The 17,695-nt window shown below is 70.6% G+C and carries 18 protein-coding genes; 11 read left to right on the forward strand and 7 right to left on the reverse strand.

Annotation, left to right across the window (positions count from 1 at the left end):
* Positions 1-30 precede the first annotated feature (30 nt).
* From ABD333_RS31400 to ABD333_RS31435, 8 genes are all read left to right on the forward strand, one after another.
* Complete coding sequence (locus tag ABD333_RS31400) at positions 31-2,178, forward strand: DNA polymerase III subunit gamma and tau (RefSeq protein WP_344546151.1); 2,148 nt, start codon at positions 31-33, stop codon at positions 2,176-2,178.
* Between the two features lie 284 nt (positions 2,179-2,462).
* Positions 2,463-2,855, forward strand: a complete 393-nt coding sequence (locus ABD333_RS31405; RefSeq protein WP_344546152.1) for a YbaB/EbfC family nucleoid-associated protein — start codon at positions 2,463-2,465, stop codon at positions 2,853-2,855.
* Positions 2,856-2,903: 48 nt separating this feature from the next.
* Positions 2,904-3,503: a recombination mediator RecR gene (gene recR / locus ABD333_RS31410; protein ID WP_151569274.1), complete on the forward strand. Its 600-nt coding sequence runs from the start codon at positions 2,904-2,906 to the stop codon at positions 3,501-3,503.
* Positions 3,496-4,044: a DUF5063 domain-containing protein gene (locus ABD333_RS31415; RefSeq protein WP_344546153.1), complete on the forward strand. Its 549-nt coding sequence runs from the start codon at positions 3,496-3,498 to the stop codon at positions 4,042-4,044. Before recR ends, ABD333_RS31415 begins: the two co-directional genes overlap by 8 nt.
* Positions 4,045-4,345: 301 nt before the next feature.
* The gene (locus ABD333_RS31420) at positions 4,346-4,870 is read left to right on the forward strand and encodes a hypothetical protein (protein ID WP_344546154.1); all 525 of its coding nucleotides are present in this window, start codon (positions 4,346-4,348) and stop codon (positions 4,868-4,870) included.
* 123 nt (positions 4,871-4,993) lie between these two features.
* Positions 4,994-6,268, forward strand: coding sequence for an aspartate kinase (locus ABD333_RS31425; RefSeq protein ID WP_344546155.1), 1,275 nt, complete (start codon positions 4,994-4,996; stop codon positions 6,266-6,268).
* A 278-nt stretch (positions 6,269-6,546) separates the two neighbouring features.
* Entirely contained in the window at positions 6,547-7,623 is a 1,077-nt protein-coding gene (locus ABD333_RS31430; RefSeq protein ID WP_344546156.1) for an aspartate-semialdehyde dehydrogenase, read from the forward strand.
* Positions 7,624-7,718: 95 nt separating this feature from the next.
* On the forward strand, positions 7,719-8,387 hold the full coding sequence (locus ABD333_RS31435) for a TetR/AcrR family transcriptional regulator (RefSeq protein ID WP_344546157.1): 669 nt from the start codon (positions 7,719-7,721) through the stop codon (positions 8,385-8,387).
* A 26-nt stretch (positions 8,388-8,413) separates the two neighbouring features.
* On the opposite strand, the gene ABD333_RS31440 is transcribed toward ABD333_RS31435, so the two are convergent.
* The 4 genes from ABD333_RS31440 to ABD333_RS31455 form a co-directional block, all read right to left on the reverse strand.
* The gene (locus tag ABD333_RS31440; protein WP_344546158.1) at positions 8,414-9,280 is read right to left on the reverse strand and encodes a hypothetical protein; all 867 of its coding nucleotides are present in this window, start codon (positions 9,278-9,280) and stop codon (positions 8,414-8,416) included.
* Between the two features lie 35 nt (positions 9,281-9,315).
* The gene (locus tag ABD333_RS31445; RefSeq protein WP_344546159.1) at positions 9,316-11,082 is read right to left on the reverse strand and encodes a S9 family peptidase; all 1,767 of its coding nucleotides are present in this window, start codon (positions 11,080-11,082) and stop codon (positions 9,316-9,318) included.
* A 210-nt stretch (positions 11,083-11,292) separates the two neighbouring features.
* Positions 11,293-12,270 carry a serine hydrolase gene (locus ABD333_RS31450; RefSeq protein ID WP_344546160.1) on the reverse strand — a complete coding sequence of 326 codons (978 nt, stop codon included), beginning with the start codon at positions 12,268-12,270 and terminating at the stop codon, positions 11,293-11,295.
* 553 nt (positions 12,271-12,823) lie between these two features.
* Entirely contained in the window at positions 12,824-13,642 is an 819-nt protein-coding gene (locus ABD333_RS31455; RefSeq protein ID WP_344546161.1) for a MerR family transcriptional regulator, read from the reverse strand.
* Between the two features lie 94 nt (positions 13,643-13,736).
* Here ABD333_RS31455 and ABD333_RS31460 point away from each other — a divergent pair, with 94 nt between their 5' ends.
* Both ABD333_RS31460 and ABD333_RS31465 read left to right on the forward strand, forming a co-directional pair.
* Positions 13,737-14,393 (forward strand): mechanosensitive ion channel domain-containing protein, encoded by a 657-nt coding sequence (locus tag ABD333_RS31460; protein ID WP_344546162.1) that lies wholly within the window; start codon positions 13,737-13,739, stop codon positions 14,391-14,393.
* Positions 14,394-14,477: 84 nt separating this feature from the next.
* Entirely contained in the window at positions 14,478-14,687 is a 210-nt protein-coding gene (locus tag ABD333_RS31465) for a hypothetical protein (protein WP_344546163.1), read from the forward strand.
* Between the two features lie 132 nt (positions 14,688-14,819).
* Here ABD333_RS31465 and ABD333_RS31470 read toward each other — a convergent pair whose 3' ends face one another.
* From ABD333_RS31470 to ABD333_RS31480, 3 genes are all read right to left on the reverse strand, one after another.
* Entirely contained in the window at positions 14,820-14,990 is a 171-nt protein-coding gene (locus tag ABD333_RS31470) for a hypothetical protein (RefSeq protein ID WP_344546164.1), read from the reverse strand.
* A gap of 46 nt (positions 14,991-15,036) precedes the next feature.
* Positions 15,037-15,309: a hypothetical protein gene (locus tag ABD333_RS31475; protein ID WP_344546165.1), complete on the reverse strand. Its 273-nt coding sequence runs from the start codon at positions 15,307-15,309 to the stop codon at positions 15,037-15,039.
* 148 nt (positions 15,310-15,457) lie between these two features.
* Positions 15,458-16,390: a LysR substrate-binding domain-containing protein gene (locus ABD333_RS31480; protein WP_344546166.1), complete on the reverse strand. Its 933-nt coding sequence runs from the start codon at positions 16,388-16,390 to the stop codon at positions 15,458-15,460.
* 88 nt (positions 16,391-16,478) lie between these two features.
* Here ABD333_RS31480 and ABD333_RS31485 point away from each other — a divergent pair, with 88 nt between their 5' ends.
* Positions 16,479-17,606, forward strand: coding sequence for a diaminopropionate ammonia-lyase (locus ABD333_RS31485; protein ID WP_344546167.1), 1,128 nt, complete (start codon positions 16,479-16,481; stop codon positions 17,604-17,606).
* The last annotated feature ends 89 nt before the right edge of the window (positions 17,607-17,695 follow it).

The following is a 17,695-nucleotide window of genomic DNA, read 5'->3' on the forward strand; positions in this document are numbered from 1 at the left end:
CGCTCTGCTTCTCGAGGGAGGGCGGACCTCGTGAGTCTGGCTCTGTACCGCAAGTACCGGCCAGCGACGTTCGCCGAGCTCAAAGGGCAGGAGCACGTCGCCGAGCCGCTGCAGCAGGCGCTGCGCAACGGCCGGATCAACCACGCTTATCTCTTCAGCGGGCCGCGCGGGTGTGGCAAAACCTCCAGTGCGCGGATTTTGGCCCGTTCACTCAACTGCGAGCAGGGCCCCACGCCGGACCCCTGCGGCAAGTGCGACTCGTGCGTCGCGCTCGGGCCCACGGGCAGCGGGCACATCGACGTCATCGAGATCGACGCGGCCTCGCACGGTGGCGTGGACGATGCCCGTGACCTGCGCGAACGGGCCTTCTTCGCCCCGGTCTCGGCGCGCTTCAAGGTGTACATCATCGACGAGGCGCACATGGTCACCCGCGAGGGCTTCAACGCGCTGCTCAAGCTCGTCGAAGAGCCGCCGCCGCACCTGAAGTTCGTCTTCGCGACCACCGAGCCGGAGAAGGTCATCGGGACGATCAGGTCCCGGACGCACCACTACCCGTTCCGGCTGATCCCGCCGAGCGTGCTCCAGGAGCTCGTCGAGGAGATCCTGAAGGCGGAGGGCGTTCCGTACGAGGCGAACGCGCTGCCGCTGGCGGTCCGGGCGGGCGCCGGCTCGGCCCGCGACACGCTGTCGATCCTGGACCAGCTGCTCGCGGGTTCGGACGAGGCGGGCATCACCTACACCAGGGCGGTGTCGCTGCTCGGCTACACCGATTCCTCGCTGCTCGACGAGGTGGTGGCCGCGTTCGCCGCCCGCGACGGCGGCAAGGTGTTCGCCGCCATCGACCGCGTGATCGAGAGCGGCCAGGACCCGCGCCGGTTCACCGCCGACCTGCTCGAACGCGTTCGCGACCTGGTGATCCTTTCGAACGTGCCGGAGGCGGGCGGCTCCGGGCTGCTGAACGTTCCGGCGGACGAACTGGAGCACATGCGGCGCCAGGCCGCCTCGATGGGGCCGGGCGAGCTGACCCGCGCGGCCGACCTCCTGCACACGGGCCTGACCGAGATGCGCGGCGCGACCTCGCCGAGGTTGCTGCTGGAGCTCGTATGCGCACGCATCCTGCTGCCGTCGGCGTACGAGGACGAGGCCTCAATGTTCGCGCGCCTGGATCGTCTGGAGCGCCAGGCATCGCAGGGTGGCTTCCAGGCGGCCCCGGGGGGCTTCGCGGCCGCTCGACCAACCCCGCCGACCCCGTCGGCGCAGGCGTCCGCTCCCGCTCCCGGCCAGGGGGGCGACCCCACTTCTAGTGTCGACCGCCGAGGCGGGGCAGCAGAAGTGGAACGAGATTCTGTGGATAACTCTGCGGGTCCGCCCACTTCCTCCGCTCCCGCTCCCGCTGCCCGTGCACACTCCGCCGGGTCTCCGGCTGAGGCTGCTGCGGGCTCGGCTGCTTCTGCGGCGGCGCCGATGAGCGCTGCAGCGGCGCCGGTGGGCGCTGGGGCGGCGGTGGCCGCTCCGGCGACGAGCGGCGGGATGGACATCGCCGCAGTCCAGCGGTTGTGGCCGGACATCGTCGAGGCCGTCAAGCAGAAGAGCCGGGTCGCCTGGATGGTGATCATGAACGGCGTGCGGCCGCTCTCGCTCGACGGCAACCTGCTCACGCTGTCGTTCGAGGCCGAGGGTGCGCGGACGAACTTCGCGAACGGAGGCCGCGACGCGGTGCTCCGCGACGTCCTTAGGGAACGTATGGGCGTCGACTGGCGCATCGACACCGTGCTCGGCGGCGCCGCGCCCGCTGGAGGACGTCCGGGCGGAGGGCAGGCGGGACGTCCGTCCAGCTCACCCGGACAGGGCGGCCCCCCTCCCCAGACCGGGTTCTCGAACGCCGCGACGCCCGCTCCGCCTCGTACCGGATCGGGACCGCAGCCGTCCGCGCCGCCCGCCGAGCCGGCTCCGCCATCCCCACCGTCCCCGCCTCCGGCCACGTCCCGTTCCGTACCGCGACCGGGGCCGTCCAGAGACGAGCCTCCGCCCCCTCCCGAACCGCCCGTCGACGAGAGCGACGAGGTGGATCCCGAGGGCGACGCCGACGCCGACGGGACCGAGGCCGAGGCCAGCGGTATGGCCCTGATCCAGCGTGAGCTGGGCGGCCAGATCATCCGGGAGATCGACAACACCTGAGCACCACCGCCGGGTGTCCGCCGCCGCCACCGGTGTCCGCTGCCGGTATCCGCGGGTGTGGTGTTGCGCTCATAACGCCCGCGGCCGGAACCAACGCATACAGATCGCACGTTTGCGGCGGGAAGGCATTGGTAACCGAACAATGCCGACGTCAGCTCAGACACCGGCGCCGGTACGTACCGCACGACGCGCGAAACCCGTAGTCTCGGGGAGACGACAGACGTCCGTGGTCGACGGGTCGCCGAGAAGAAGGCCCCTCCCGGGCCGGAAGGAACGGAGAAACCGTGGAACCCGGTGGTCAGCTGAACATCCAGGAGTTGCTGCAGCAGGCGCAGAAGATGCAGGAGCAGCTCTTCGCCGCGCAGCAGGAGCTCGCGGAGACCGAGGTGGAGGGCACCGCGGGCGGCGGCCTCGTCAAGGCGACGGTCAACGGCCAGGGCGAGGTCACGGGGATCACGATCGACCCGAAGACCATCGACGCCGACGACCCGGCGGACACCGCCGAGACGGTCGCCGACCTGGTCTTGGCCGCGATCCGCGACGCGGGCCGCGCCGCTCAGGAGTTGCAGCAGGAGAAGATGGGACCGCTCGCCGAAGGCCTCGGCGGTGGCGGCATCCCGGGCCTGCCCGGCGGTGGCGGCCTGCCCGGTGGCCCCGGTGGCCTGCCCGGATTCTGAACGAACGCGTCGTCCGGTTGACCGACAGAGCTTGGAAGGAAAGGTCCGTTGTACGAAGGGGTGGTCCAGAACCTCATCGACGAGCTGGGAAGACTGCCAGGCGTCGGCCCCAAGAGCGCGCAGCGGATCGCCTTCCACCTGCTGGCCGCCGATCCCGCCGACGTTGAACGGCTGACCAAGGCGCTCAAAGAGGTCAAGGACAAGGTCCGTTTCTGCAAGACCTGCGGGAACGTCGCCGAAGAAGAGGAATGCCGGATCTGCCGTGACGCGCGCCGCGATCCGCAGGTGATCTGCGTGGTCGAGGAGTCCAAGGACGTCGTCGCGATCGAGAAGACCCGGGAGTTCCGCGGTCGCTACCACGTGCTCGGCGGGGCGATCAGCCCCATCGAGGGCGTCGGCCCCGAGGATCTGCGCATCCGTGAGCTGATGCAGCGACTCGCGGACGGCACGGTCACCGAGCTCATCCTCGCCACCGATCCCAACCTGGAGGGCGAGGCCACCGCGACCTATCTCGCCCGGCTAGTGAAACCCATGGGCCTGACCGTCACCCGCCTCGCCAGCGGCCTGCCGGTGGGTGGCGATCTCGAATATGCCGACGAGGTGACGTTGGGCCGCGCATTCGAAGGACGGAGGCTGCTCGATGTCTGACACCAACAGCCCGCAGGACTGGAACGCACTCGCCGAGCGCGTGGCATGCCACGTGGAGAACTATCTGAGCGGACTGGAGGCGGTCGCGCGGGGCGAGGCCGGCGCGCACACCGTGCCGATGCTGCTCCTTGAGGTGTCACAGGTCATCCTGGCCGGTGCGCAGCTGGGCGCCAGCGCGGACGTGATCCTCCCGGGCAACTGGGAGCCCGAGGTCGGCGAGGACCCCGACCTCGACACGGTCCGGCAGGGCCTGTCCGAACGGCTCATGGCCGTGGACGAGTACGTCGAGGTCTTCGACCCGTACAAGGACACCGAGCCCACCTCCTACCGGCTCTCCGACGACCTCGTCGACGTGGCCAGCGACCTCGTGCACGGCCTGCGGCACTACCAGCAGGACCGCCCGCTCGAAGCGCTCTGGTGGTGGCAGTACTCCTACTTCAACCACTGGGGCAACCACGCCGGAGCCGCCCTCCGCGCGCTCCACGCCGTGATCGCCGGAGCCCGCCTCGACGTCGCCGAAGAGGCCGCCGCCGTCCAGTGACCCGCGTGCCGCGGGCAGGGTGACCGAAACCCTGCCCGCAATCACCCACCGACCCACCCACCTCGCGCCACCAACACGCCGCGAGACCCGCGAGCCGTGATCAGGAGCGCCGTGGGGCCAGGATGCCGTGAGGCCAGCGCGGTGCGGGGCCAGCGCGGTGCGGGATCAGGGCGCCGCAGTTCGGCGCGCTGTGGGATCAACGGGCCGTGGGCTGGCGCGGGCTGCGCGGGTCCTAGGGGCTGTGGACTGGCGTGGGTCTTTGGGTTGACGGACGGTGCGGGAGGATCCAGCATCGCCGGCCATGGGATGGAACACATCGGCGTTGTTCGTGCGTGGTCGTTCGGTGGGCGAGATCGTGGGCGGTCTTCCCGGTGCGGGGAACTGGCGGGCGACCGGGGAACGGGTCTCGGGTGCCCCTGCGTCGTCGTTCTCTCCGGGTGGGCGCCTCTACCTTGGCGAGGGCGGTGGCTGGTGCCATCTCTGGGATCCCGAACAGGTGGTGCCCATCGACGTGGACCGCCTGCTCGACCAGGGCTCACTGGCGGCGCTCAAGGGCACCCGCGCGCTGTCGCTGTTGTTCTCCAGCGTCTCGTCCACGTACGGGCTGTGGCTCTACGATGACGGCGCGCTGATCAGGAACGTGGTCTACCAGGATGGCGAGGTCGTTCAGGAGTCCGGGGAGCCGCTCCCCGTGGAGACCCGGGTCGAGTTGCCGTCGTGGGGGCCGGACGAGGACTTCCTCTGGAGCGTGTTCCAGGACGTCACCGGGCTGGGGTTCGATCTGGATCAGCGGTTCGAGGTGTACGTGGACACGGCCCGGGACTGATCGTTCGTCTCAGAGAATGGGACGTTCACGGCTATTTCGGGTTTACCCGCTCGTGATGCACCTGTGTGGCCTCGGTAGACTCTTCGCCTATACGCCTGACCCCGATCCGAGGAGCACCGCCTCGTGGCTCTTGTCGTGCAGAAGTACGGTGGCTCCTCCGTCGCTGACGCCGAGGGCGTCAAGCGGGTCGCCCAGCGCATCGTCGCGACGAAGAAGGCGGGAAACGACGTCGTCGTCGTGGTCTCCGCGATGGGTGACACAACGGATGAGCTGATCGATCTGGCCGAGCAGGTCAGCCCGCTGCCCCCGGCGCGCGAGCTGGACATGCTGCTGACGGCCGGGGAGCGGATCTCGATGGCGCTGGTGGCCATGGCGATCGCCAACCTCGGTCACGAAGCGCGGTCGTTCACCGGTTCCCAGGCCGGTGTGATCACCGACGGCTCCCATGGAAAAGCCCGGATCATCGACGTCACGCCAGGACGGCTCCGTACCGCGCTGGACGAGGGCTCGATCTGCATCGTGGCCGGTTTCCAGGGCGTCTCCCAGAACACCAAGGACATCACCACGCTCGGCCGCGGTGGTTCCGACACCACGGCGGTGGCGCTGGCGGCGGCCCTGGGCGCGGACGTCTGCGAGATCTACAGCGATGTGGACGGCGTCTTCACCGCCGACCCGCGGATCGTGCCGACCGCCCGCCGGATCCCGCGCATCTCCTACGAGGAGATGCTGGAGATGGCCGCCAGCGGGGCCAAGATCCTGCACCTGCGCTGCGTGGAGTACGCGCGCCGCTACAACATCCCGATCCATGTGCGGTCCTCCTTCAGCACCAAGGAGGGCACGTGGGTGGTCGACGCGAACGACATCGAAGGACAGGACATGGAGCAGGCGATCATCTCCGGGGTCGCGCACGACCGGAGCGAGGCCAAGATCACTGTGGTCGGGGTGCCGGACAAGGTCGGTGAGGCCGCCACGATCTTCACGGTCCTCTCCGAGGCCGAGATCAACATCGACATGATCGTGCAGAACGTGTCGGCGGCGTCCACCGGGCGCACCGACATCTCGTTCACCCTGCCCGCGAGCGACGGGCAGCGGGCGATGACCACGCTCAACAAGGTCAAGGAGCGGATCGGCTTCGAGTCGCTGCGCTACGACGACCGGATCGGCAAGGTCTCGCTGATCGGTGCGGGCATGCGCTCGCACCCGGGCGTCACCGCCACCTTCTTCTCCGCGATCGCCGACGCCGGGGTCAACATCGAGATGATCTCCACCTCGGAGATCCGCATCTCGGTGATCGTCGCGCAGGACGACATCGACACCGCCGTCGCCAGCGCCCACCGCGCCTTCGACCTCGAGGCCGACCAGGTCGAGGCCGTCGTCTACGGCGGCACCGGCCGCTGATCGACCCCGGAGGCCCCGCGGACGTCGTTCGCGGGGCCTTCCGCGGCCCGTGCCGACTGCGATGATCACGGAGCGTGGTCGGAGGATCCCTTCTTCGCGTGACAGCGGGGGCGTGAACCTGCGAATCTGCTGAACTCCGGAACTGGGGAGGCGCGGGGGGCGTTGAGCCTCCGGGACCGCTGAGCCAGGCGAGACACCTGCCGTGCGGTCCCGGACATCGGGACCGGGGGCGGCGGTGCCGGGTACGCGACAGACGAACGCGAAGGAGAACGCCGGCCATGACCACCGCCACGGACTCACCTCGACGCGGTCCGACCCTCGCCGTCGTCGGCGCCACGGGCGCCGTGGGCACCGTGATGCTCGACATCCTGTCCACGCGGCGGGACGTGTACGGGGAGATCAGGCTCGTCGCGTCGGCTCGTTCGGCGGGCCGGAAGCTCTCGGTCCGGGGCGAGCAGACCGAGGTGCTCGCGCTCGCGCCGGAGGTCTTCGACGGCGTCGACATCGCGATGTTCGACGTGCCTGACGCGGTCTCCGCCGAATGGGCGCCGGTCGCGGCGGCGCGGGGAGCGGTGGTCGTCGACAACTCCGGAGCGTTCCGGATGGAGCCGGACGTCCCGCTGGTCGTGCCCGAGGTGAACGCCGAGGCGGTGCGCGACCGCCCGCGCGGGATCATCGCCAACCCCAACTGCACGACGCTCTCGATGATCGTGGCGATCGGCGCGCTGCACCGGCGGTACGGGCTGAACGAGCTGGTCGTCGCCTCCTACCAGGCCGCGTCCGGTGCGGGCCAGGAGGGCATCGACACGCTGTACGACCAGCTCGAACGGGTCGGCGGTGATCGCGAGCTGGGCCACCGTCCGGGCGACGTGCGCAGCGCGGTGGGCGAGTTCGGGCCGTTCCCTGCGCCGCTGGCGTTGAACGTCGTCCCGTGGGCGGGTTCCCTCCAGGACGGCGGCTGGAGCTCGGAGGAGCTCAAGGTCCGCAACGAGTCGCGCAAGATCCTGGCGCTGCCTGAGCTGCGCGTCGCGGCCACCTGCGTCCGCGTTCCGGTGGTCACGACCCATTCGCTGGCGGTCCACGCGGTCTTCGATCACCCGGTCGACCAGCGCGAGGCGCAGGCGGTCCTGGCGGGCTCGCCGGGCGTGGTGCTGGCCGATGATCCGGAACGGTACGAGTTCCCGACGCCGGCGGACGTCGTCGGCACCGACCCGACGTGGGTGGGGCGGGTGCGCCGCTCCCTCGACGACCCGAACGCCCTCGACCTCTTCCTCTGCGGTGACAACCTGCGCAAGGGCGCGGCGCTCAACACCGCACAGATCGCCGAGCTCGTGGCGGCCGAGCTCACGGGCTGAGGCCGGCCGGCCGCCGCGGCGTGCCGATCGGCCCGGCGACGCACGTAGAGTTGACACTCCGCAAGTCCGCGCATCCGCGCTTTAGGGTGGCGTACGTGACCGAGACCAAGGCCGTGAAGTCCGAGCAGACCCGGGCGCTGATCGTGGAGACGGCGCTCCGGCTGTTTCGTGAGCGCGGGTACGAAGCGACGACGATGCGGGCGATCGCCAAGGAGGCGGGCGTCTCGGTCGGCAACGCCTACTACTACTTCGGCTCCAAGGAAGAGCTGATCCAGGCGTACTACGACGAGCTCCAGGACGAGCATCTCGCCGCCTGCCGCGCGGTCCTGGACGCCGAACGCGACTTCGCGCCGCGGCTCCTCGGCGTGCTCAAGGCCAGGGTCGACACGATGGTGCCCTACCACGCGTTCGCCGGGAAGTTCTTCAAGTTCGCCGCCGAGCCGACCAGCCCGCTCAACCCGTTCAGCGCCGAGTCCGGCCCGGCCCGCGCCGCCGCCGTCGCGATCTACCGCGAGGTCGTCGACGGTTCCAGCCTGAAGATCGACGACGAGTTCCGCAAGGAACTGCCGGAGCTCCTCTGGCTCTACTCGATGGGCATCGTCCTCTATTGGGTGCACGACAGCTCACCCGGCTGCCGCAAGACCTACCTGCTGATCGAACGGACCGTTCCGCTGGTCAACAAGATGGTCTCGATGTCCCGCATCCCCGGCTTCAAATCCGTCACCCGCGAACTGGTCGGCGTAATCCGCGAAGTCCGCGCCTGACCCGGCTTGCGGTGGTGCCGCGTTCTTCAGCGGAACGTGATGTCCCAGTGGCTGTCTTCCCGTGCATACACGTCGGCCGTCGGCGCGCGGTAGAGCTCGGCGCCGTCGCTGCGTTTGCCCGCGTAGCGGTAGTGGCGGGTGATGTGCCGGTCGGTACAGCGGCTCGGCATCAGGTCGATTTTGTAGCCTTCGGCGTGGCTGTACGGGCCGCTCGCATGGCCGCGCTCGGTGCCACCGGAGATGACGACGGGGCAGCCGCTGTCATGCTTGAAGTCGATCAGGCCGTTGAGCGCCTCGGGCCGGATGCCCTCGAACGAGGTGCAGTCGGTGCGTTCGCGGTCACTGCAGCGGCCGTTGGAACGCCAGCGGATTCCGTTCGCGCGTAACGTTCGTTCGACGGCCTGCTGCCGCAGGCGCCCGGATGGCGACCCATGGGGTGACCGCGTGCCCGTGGCGCCGGCCCTGCCGCTTGGACGTTCGACGGCCCCGTGCGTGGGAGCGGCGTGCCGGCTCTGCGCGGTGGCCTGTCGGCGTTGCTCGGCGGACTGTCGCTCCTGCGCTGTGGGTTTTTGGGGCTGTGTGGCTGGTGGTCGCTCCCGCGTGGCGGTCTGTTGCTCGGGAGCGGTGGTCTGGCGCCCTTGCGCGGCGGTCTGTTGCTCAGGTGCGGCGGCCTGTTGCTCCTGCGTGGCGGATTGTCGCTCCTGTTCGGCGGCTTGTCGCTTCTGCTCGGCGGCCGATGACGTGGACGTGCTGGTGCCCGTGGACGTCCACACGGCGAGCGTGGTGCCGACGGCGGCGCAGGCCAGCAACGGACGCCAGTCCTGCTTCGACAAGGTTCCCCCCGAGGTTCGTCTGACCTGGCCGAACTCAGAGATCCCCGCCTTGTTGATCACGTAAACCGGGGACGGGGCGCCGTCCCCGGTGCGTGTCACGACATTCCGAGCTGTTTCCGGGCAAAGGTCATCTCGGCCTCCATCTGCTTGATGCGTTCCTCGACGACCAGCGAGCCGTGCCCGGCGTCGTACCGGTAGACCTCGTGCGGCCGTCCCAGCTCGGCCAGCCTGCCGAGATAGTTGTCGATCTGCCGGATCGGGCAGCGCGGGTCGTTCTCCCCGGCGAGGATCAGCACCGGTGCCTTGACCTGCTCGACGTACGTCAGCGGTGACGACTCGCGGTAGCGGTCCGGCACCTCGTCCGGTGAGCCGCCGAACAACGACCGGTCGAACGCCTGGAGCGCCTCCATCTCGTCCTCGTACGCCGCGACGTAGTCGGCGACGGGCACGGCCGCCACCGCGACCGACCAGTCCTCCGGCTGCGTGCCGATGCCGAGGAGCGTGAGGTAGCCGCCCCACGAGCCGCCGGTGAGCACGAGGCGGCCCGGGTCGGCGAGGCCCGATTCCACGGCCCAGTCGCGCACGGCCTTGATGTCTTCGAGCTCGGTCAGGCCGACGCGGCCCTCGATGGCGTCGCGCCACTGCGAGCCGTAGCCGGTCGAGCCCCGGTAGTTGACGTGGACGACCGCGAAACCGTGGTCGACCCAGGCCGCGGTGGCCGGTGCGAAGGAGTCGTCGTCCTGCGCGGTCGGGCCGCCGTGGACGTCGAAGACCGTCGGATACGGGGCCGATCCGGTGGCGGGGCGGCTGACGAGCGCGTGGATGCGCCCGCCGGGACCGTCCACCCAGGCGTCCTCCATCGGTACGGACGGCGGCGCGGGCGGGCCGGGCGGCGTGAGCACGACCGCGCCCGACGTCGAACGGATCACCGGCGGCTCGGCCGCCGACGACCACGAGAACTCCACGGTCCCGTCGGGCCGCGGGGTCGCGCCGCCGATGACCCCGCGCGGCGTCTCGATCCGGGTCAGCGACCCGTCCGCCAGGTCGTAGCGGTAGAGCTCGTCCCGCGCCTCGTACGAGTGCGAGATCAGCAACGCGGTCCCGTCGGTGTACCAGTCGGCGCCGACCTCGCCGGGCAGTTCAAGGACGATCTCGTGCTGGGTGCCCGCGACCGGGTCCCAGATGAGCAGTTCGTCCTTGCCGCGCCGCTCGTGGTTGACCAGCAGCCGCGAGTCGCCCTCGACCGGCGCGAACGAGTCGCCGTAGAGCCCCTTGCCCGGCCCGTCCCACAGGTCGGCGACCTTCGTGCCGTCCGGGCGTACGACGCGCAGCGCCATGTGGCGGCTGTCGCCGTGCTCGCTGTGGCCGATCGCGATGAGGCTCTCGTCGCGTGCCAGCGCCGCGACGTGGGCGTCCTCGGCGTGCTCGTACAACGTCTCGGGCGCCGCGCCGGGCCGGCACAGGTGCACGGTGGTGCCGGATTCGGTGGAACGGCCGACGACGGCGAGCCCGCTGGAGCCGAGTGCCAGGCCGGACGGGTACGACGGCTCCAATCCCGGCACCGCGGGCGAGCTGTCGCCGCCGCCGAACGGCGTGCGCCGCCAGACGCCGAACTCGTCACCGTCGGTGTCGGCGAACCACCAGATCCATTCGCCCGACGGGTCGACGCCGCCCATCCAGGTCCCGTTAGGGCGGTCCGTAATCTGCCGCCGCTCGTCGGTCGTGCGATCCCAGGAGTAGATCTCCCAGGTCCCCGTCACGTTCGACCGGTAGGTGGACCGGTGCGGTGCGTTACGTGCCCAGCCAGGCAGGCTGACCCGGGCGGCCCGGAACCGGGCCTTCCAGCGTTCGTCGTCGACCATGCGACCAAGTATGCGGCAGTCCGCATATCGGAAGGCCCAGAACACCGTGCCTCACCGCACACCGGCTCCTCGTGAACGGGGCCGGAACGGCGTACGGAGCGCAATGCCGACGACGAACGGGGCCGGAACGGCGTACGGAGCGCAATGGCCGACGACGAACGGGGCGGACCCACGTCGTGGATCCGCCCCGTTCGGCTGCTCAGCGGGTCATCAGCGGTTCGGCGGGACCGAGCCGTCGGAGGTCTCCCAGGTCGGGTCCGGGACGCTTTCGACCGTCATGGTGCGCTTGTTCGGGTTGAGGCGGCTGTGCACGGCGCGGGCGACGCGTTCGATCGTGCGGATGCCGTACGTCATCGACGGGGTGTCGCGGGTGAGCACGACGATCATGTAGTCCTCGCCGCGGCCGGAGAAGCTGCCGATGCTGTGGACCCGCCAGTAGCGGCCGTGCCGTGGCAGCCAGCCGTTCTTCACGTGCCACTTCACACCGGAGGGGCGGCCGGTCGGGGTGCCCCAGCGCTGCGACGAGACCACGCGGTTCATCAGGCTCAGCTCGTACCGCCGTGCCCGATCGGTCAGGACCTTGTTGCGCGAGGTCACGAGGTTGAGGAACTTGATCTGGTCGCGGGCGGTGATCTGGGTCAGCCCCCAGTAGCGGCCGGGGCCGAGCTTCGTCTGCGTCATCCCGGCGAGCTTGAGGAACCGCTGCATGCGGGCCCGGCCGACCGAGCGCCACAACGCCGAGGCGGCGTCGTTGTCCGACCGTGTGATCATCTTGTACGCGAGCGACTTCTCGGTCTTGTTCAGCAGCCGCTTCTGCTCGATGGCCCGGCGCAGGACGGCGCCCAGGATGGTCGCCTTGACGACGCTGGCGGAGTCGAAGCGGCGCGCGGCGTCCACCGTGCACACGATCTTCCGCTTGCGGTCGTAGACCCCGACCGACTCGATGCCGGTGCGGCCGCGCAGTGCCGTCTGGATCGCGGTGCCGAGGTTCTTGGCGAGCCGCGGGTTCGTGGTCGACCTGCAGGGATTGGCCGCCGCGTCCGCGGGAGCGCTCGTCAACCGAGCGGCGTTCGCGGCGGTCGCGGCGTGCGACGCGTTCGCGGGGATCGCGGTGAGGCCGGCCGAAGAGACGAGGACGGCTCCGGCGAGCAGCGTGGCGGACAGAGTTCGGCGGACAGCTCGTGGCATTTGAGTCACGGTACCGATGTGTGGTGCCGGAGAGGCAAGTGGGTCGGCGATAACGACTGCGTACCGAATCCTTTCCACACCCTGTGTACAGCGCGGACGGCCGAGCGTCGCACGCGTCGCGCACCGGGCGCGTCGCACGTCAGACTTCGCGTGCCGCGTGCCGCGTGCCGCGTGCCTCAGACGTCGCGTGCCGCGTGCCTCAGACTTCGCGTGCCGCGCGTCGCGGGCCAAGCGCCGCGCGCCAGGTGCGTCGCGGGTCGCGGGTCGCACGTCCGGCGCGTTCGGCGCGTCCGGCGCGACCGCGGGTCGGGCGCGTCGCGCGTCAGGCGCATCCGGCGCGACCGCGGGTCGTGGGCCCCCCTTATGCGCGTCGCGCGTCCAGTGGGTCGTGCGCACCGGGCGCGTCGCGGGTTGACGCCTGAGACGTCGCGGGTCGACGCGTCGGACGTCGCGGGTCGGACGTCGCGACGTCGCGCGTCGGGCGTCGCGGGTCGACGGGTCGCGTGTCAGCGCGTCCGAGCGGGCGGGCGCGTTGGATGGTGACGGGCAGCGCTCAGGCCGGAGACTCTCCGGTGTCACGGTGGGTGGTGGCGAGGCGGCCGAAGACGCGGTCGATCTCCTGCCGGACGCGGCGTTCCATGGCCCTGGCGAACCCGGCCTCGACCGCGACCTCGGCGCCGGGGCGCAGCCGGGCGAGCGTGTCGGTCAGGTCGGTGAGCTCACGGTCGGCCAGGTCCGTGGTGTTCAGGGGGCCGACCACATGCGTCATGATCATCTCGACGAACATGTCCGCCAGCTCGTCGACGCTCTGCTGCAGCCGCCGGCTGGTGGTGAGCACCTCGCTCAACGGCACCCCCGCGCGGACGAGCGCCACCGTGGCGTCGAGCTGGCGGCGGCTCCAGTGCGTCACCTGATCGCCGTCGATCGCGATGTGGCCGAGCGCGACCGCCTGCTCGACGGCCGCCGGGTCGACCTCGCCCGGGAACAGCTCGGCCAGCTCGGTCAGCGACATCGTGACCGGGGTCTCCCGGGACCACGGCTCGGTGACCGTCTTCTCCAGCCCGAGCACCGCCGCGACGTCGTGGCCCTGTTCCCAGGCGGACAACAGCTCGCGGATGCCCTCCAGCGTGTGCCCGCGTTCGAGCAGGTTGCCGATCACGCGCAGCCGGGCGAGGTGGTCCTCGGAGTAGAGCCCGATCCGGCCCTCGCGGCGCGGCGGAGGCAGGAGCTTGCGCTCCTGGTAGTAACGCAACGTTCGTACGGGAATCCCGGCGGCCTGCGCAAGCTCGCTGATCCGGTACTCCCGGGCGGTCTCCGCTCCGGCGGCTGAACCGATCTCGTCGGCGGCGCTGGCCGCGGGCTCGTCCCTCACGGTGGCCAGCATAGTTTCACTCTCGATGACCAAGGGCACAGTCCGTGCCAGAAGCCAGGGGACGGTCAGGTGCGGCGACGGGGGGAACCGCGCGATGACGAACGAGGCCGGGGGACACCTCCCGCGCCTGCAGGCGGCGGTGCGGCCCAGGCTCCGTCGTGCGATCGGGTGCGGCGTCCTCGCGCTGGGCGCCGCGATCGCGTCCGGCTTCGGCGATCCGGGCGGCGGCGGTGCGGGTTCCCGGCTGCTCGCCTGGGGCGGCGCGATCGTCTTCATGGCGTTCGCGCTGGCGGCGGTGGTCAGCCTGGGCGGCGAAATCCGCAGGGTCACCGCGCCGCGTCTCGGTGACGGCCGTGCCGCGATCATCAGGCTGGCGATCGTGCTCGTCGGCGCGGCCCTCGCGTTCATCGTGATGCTCGGCCTGGTGAATCTGCCTGTCGGGCAGCTCGTGCTGGGCGGCGCGGTGACCGGCGTTCTCCTCGGCATCGCCGGGCAGCAGACGCTGGCGAACGTCTTCGCCGGGATCGTCCTGCTGTACGCGCGGACCTTCGACATCGGGGACGAGGTCCACATCCGTTCGGGGCCGCTGGGCGGCGAGCTCCACGGCCGGGTGGAGGAGATCGGCCTCCTGTACGTGGACCTGACGAGCGACGAGGGCCGGTTCGCGGTACCCAACTCGCTCATGCAGAGCGCCGCCGTGGCCCGCGCCGCCCGGGAACCCGTCTCGCCCGGGGCCGACACCGTCTCCTGACGCCGCCTCCAGTGCCATTGATCAGGGCTTTCGCGCTACCCTCTCCCGGTTCGCAGGGTGTCCTCCGACCCGAGAGAGGCCGACATGTCCAAGGCCAGATCCGTCATGCTCGCGGGGACCGTTCTGGTCGCCGGGCTCGGGCTGGGCGCGTGCTCCGAGAAACGCTGGTGTGAGCTCGACGCCACCGACACCAAGGTGTCCAACAAGTACTGCGAGAACGGCACGCCCGGGTACGAGTGGGAGCCCGACAGCGACAAGAAGAAGAAAAAGAAGAAGAAGAAGTCAACGTCGTGACCAGCCCGCAGGCCCTCGCCCGGACATGGTGACGGCCGGACCCCTTGTCCAGGGGGCCGGCCGCCGGTCGTTGGATGTCCGGGTCGTCAGGTGACACGGCGCAAGGTCGTCAGGTGACACGGCGCAACGTCGTCAGGTGACACGGCGCAAGGTCATGGCCGGGCGTTTTCTGCCCCGGCGACCTCCCGTGCCGCCCGGCGCACCGTTCTGGGGCTCCTCGGCCGACAGCAGGTCGCTGAGGCTCTGCGGGGCGATCTCTTCCGGCCGGTCCGCGAAGCGTGAGCGGGCAGTGCGTGACGTCATCTGAATCCATCTCCTCTGTGCCGGTCTCAGGTTCCGGTGTGCGCGTTCAGGCGACGGCCACGGCGTGCGGATAAACGCGCGTCACCGTTTCCAGGGCCCAGCGCATGCGCACGGCGTACGCCTCGGGGTGGTCGCCCGCCTCCTGCGCGACGGACGCCAGGCAGGTGCCGCAGTCGGCACCCCAGGCGCACAGCCGCTCATCGATGGCGTCACGTACCTGTTCGGCAGTGGGATGGTCAGAGGCCTGCAGCCGGCTGGTGAACAGAAGCCGGGCCAGATCGCAGATGCTCAACGCGGTCGTAGATGGCGTGGTCGACATCGCGTGCCTTCTTCCTTAGCCGGGGCCTAAGGCCCCGTTTCGCGTACTGACAACGATGACAACCCTGTGTTCCCTGCACCATCGGGGAAAACCCCCAACCATGGTGGAGCCAACCCCCATGGCAGCCCTTAGGCTTCGCCCCACGTACTCAGGGGCCGGTGTCCTCGGCCAGGGGTTTCGCCAGTGAGTTCGCCTCGACCGTGCTCAGCAAAGCGGCACGGCACGCGCGGATGGCCGGATGTTGCCCGCCGCCTCGCCGTACCGCCGTCATCAGGCGCCGGCGCCGCTGGCCGGACGGCAACGAACGCAGCACGACGCCGTCCGCCGACCGTCCCGACCAGACCAGGTCCGGCAACAACGCCACGGCATGTCCCTCCTCGACGAGGCGCGCGTGGAGGAGAAGATCGCTGGACTCGAAGCGAACGTCGGGTTCGAATCCCGCGGTGCGGCACAGCGTCGTCGCCCACTGCCGTGCCTCCGTGCCCATCGGCTCCATGACCCACGGCCGGTCCGCCAAAGCCGCCGGCCCCGTCACGTCCTCCGGGGAGCCTTCGGGCATGGCGAGCCGGATCTCGTCCTCGCAGAGGCCCAGCTGCTCGATCTCCTCGTACCGCGCACTTGGGTTGCCGGGGTACTCCTCCGCCATGACCAGGTCGAAGTCCCGGGCGAGCAACGCGGGGAGGGCGGCCTCCGGCTCCGTCTGAGTCACCTGGACACGCAGTCCAGGATGGGCTTCGCGCAGGAGCGTGAGCGCGGTCGGGAGCAGGGCCATGGCGGCGGTCTGGAACGTGGCGATCCGCAGTACCCCGGTGAGCCCCGCCATGGACGCGGCGAGCTCGGCCTCCGCCCGTTCGAGCTGCTCCAGCACGGCCTCGGTGTGGACGACGAGGATCTCGGCCTGTTCGGTGAGCCGTACGCGCCGGCCGACCGGTTCGAGGAGGGGGACGCCGACCTCCCTCTCCAGCACGGCGAGCTGTTGCGAGATCGAGGACGGGCTGTAGGAGAGGGCTTCGGCGACGGCGGTGAGGGTGCCGCGATGCTTGAGCTCACGCAGGAGCCGGAGCCGGTGGAGGTCGAGCATGCCCCGCCACACCTTTCAGTTTTCCCGAACGTTATCGCTAAGAAAGGTTCGCTAGACCGATAGAACTGAGCTGGGCCAGGGTAGCGCCATGACAACGCAGACGCTCCTCCCTACGCCCGGCCGGACGTGGCTGTCGCGCCCTGCGGCGCGCTCCTGGATCAGCCCGGTTTCCTCGCCCGACGTGACGGGCTTCCACGCCGGGCTGCCCGGCTACGCGCCGACGCCGCTCGTCGAGCTCCCGGCGCTGGCCGAGGAACTGGAGGTCGGCCGGGTGTTCGTGAAGGACGAGTCGTCGCGCTTCGGCCTTCCCGCGTTCAAGATCCTTGGCGCGTCCTGGGCGGTCCACCGCGCCCTCACCGACCACCACGGTCTCGGCCGCGTCTCGTTCGACCAGTTGCGCGAACGGATCGTCGACCTGCCGCCCGTACGCCTCGTGACCGCCACCGACGGCAACCACGGACGCGCCGTCGCGCGCATGGCGGGGCTGCTGGGGCTGACTGCCGAGGTGTTCGTCCCCGACGGCGTGCACCCAGCCGCCCGCGCGGCGATCAAGGCCGAGGGCGCCACGGTGGTCGAGATCGCCGGCTCCTACGACGACGCGGTACGGGAAGCCGCCGCCTCGGCCGACGAGCCCGCGAGCCTGCTCATCCAGGACACGGCGTGGCCCGGATACGAGCAGGTGCCCCAATGGGTGGTCGAGGGGTACGCCACCCTCTTCGCCGAGGTGGACGCGCAGTTGCAGGCCGCCGGTGCCGGGCCCGCCGGGCTCGTCGCCGTCCCTGTCGGCGTCGGGTCACTGGCCCAGGCCGCCGTGGCGCACTACCGGAGCGCGCCGGACGGGCCCACGCTCCTGTCGGTCGAGCCCGAGACGGCCGCCTCGGTGCTGGCGAGCCTCGCCCTCGGCCGCCTCACCACCACCCCCGAGACCGGCCCGACGATCATGGCGGGGCTCAACTGCGCAACGCCGTCCAGCCTCGCGTGGCCGTACCTGCGAGGCGGCCTGGACGCGGCGGCGGCGGTGACCGACGCCGCCGCCTCCCGGGCCGCGCGTGACCTGGCCGCGCTCGGCGTTCCCGCAGGCCCCTGCGGCGCGGCGGCCCTCGCGGGCGTACGGGCGGCCCTCACCCCCGAACGCCGCCCGGCACTGGCTCCCGGCCACGCGCGAACGATCGTGCTCCTGAGTACCGAAGGCTCCGCCGCCAACCCCGCAAGGTGAACGTAGGTACACCTCCCTTCCGGTGCTCAGGGCCATTCATCACGCCACCGCCCCCGGCCAAAGTTGATCACGCAAGACCCCGAACACGC

Origin of the sequence: Actinomadura fulvescens (assembly GCF_039533225.1) — a bacterium.
In the GTDB taxonomy this organism is placed as follows: domain Bacteria; phylum Actinomycetota; class Actinomycetes; order Streptosporangiales; family Streptosporangiaceae; genus Spirillospora; species Spirillospora fulvescens.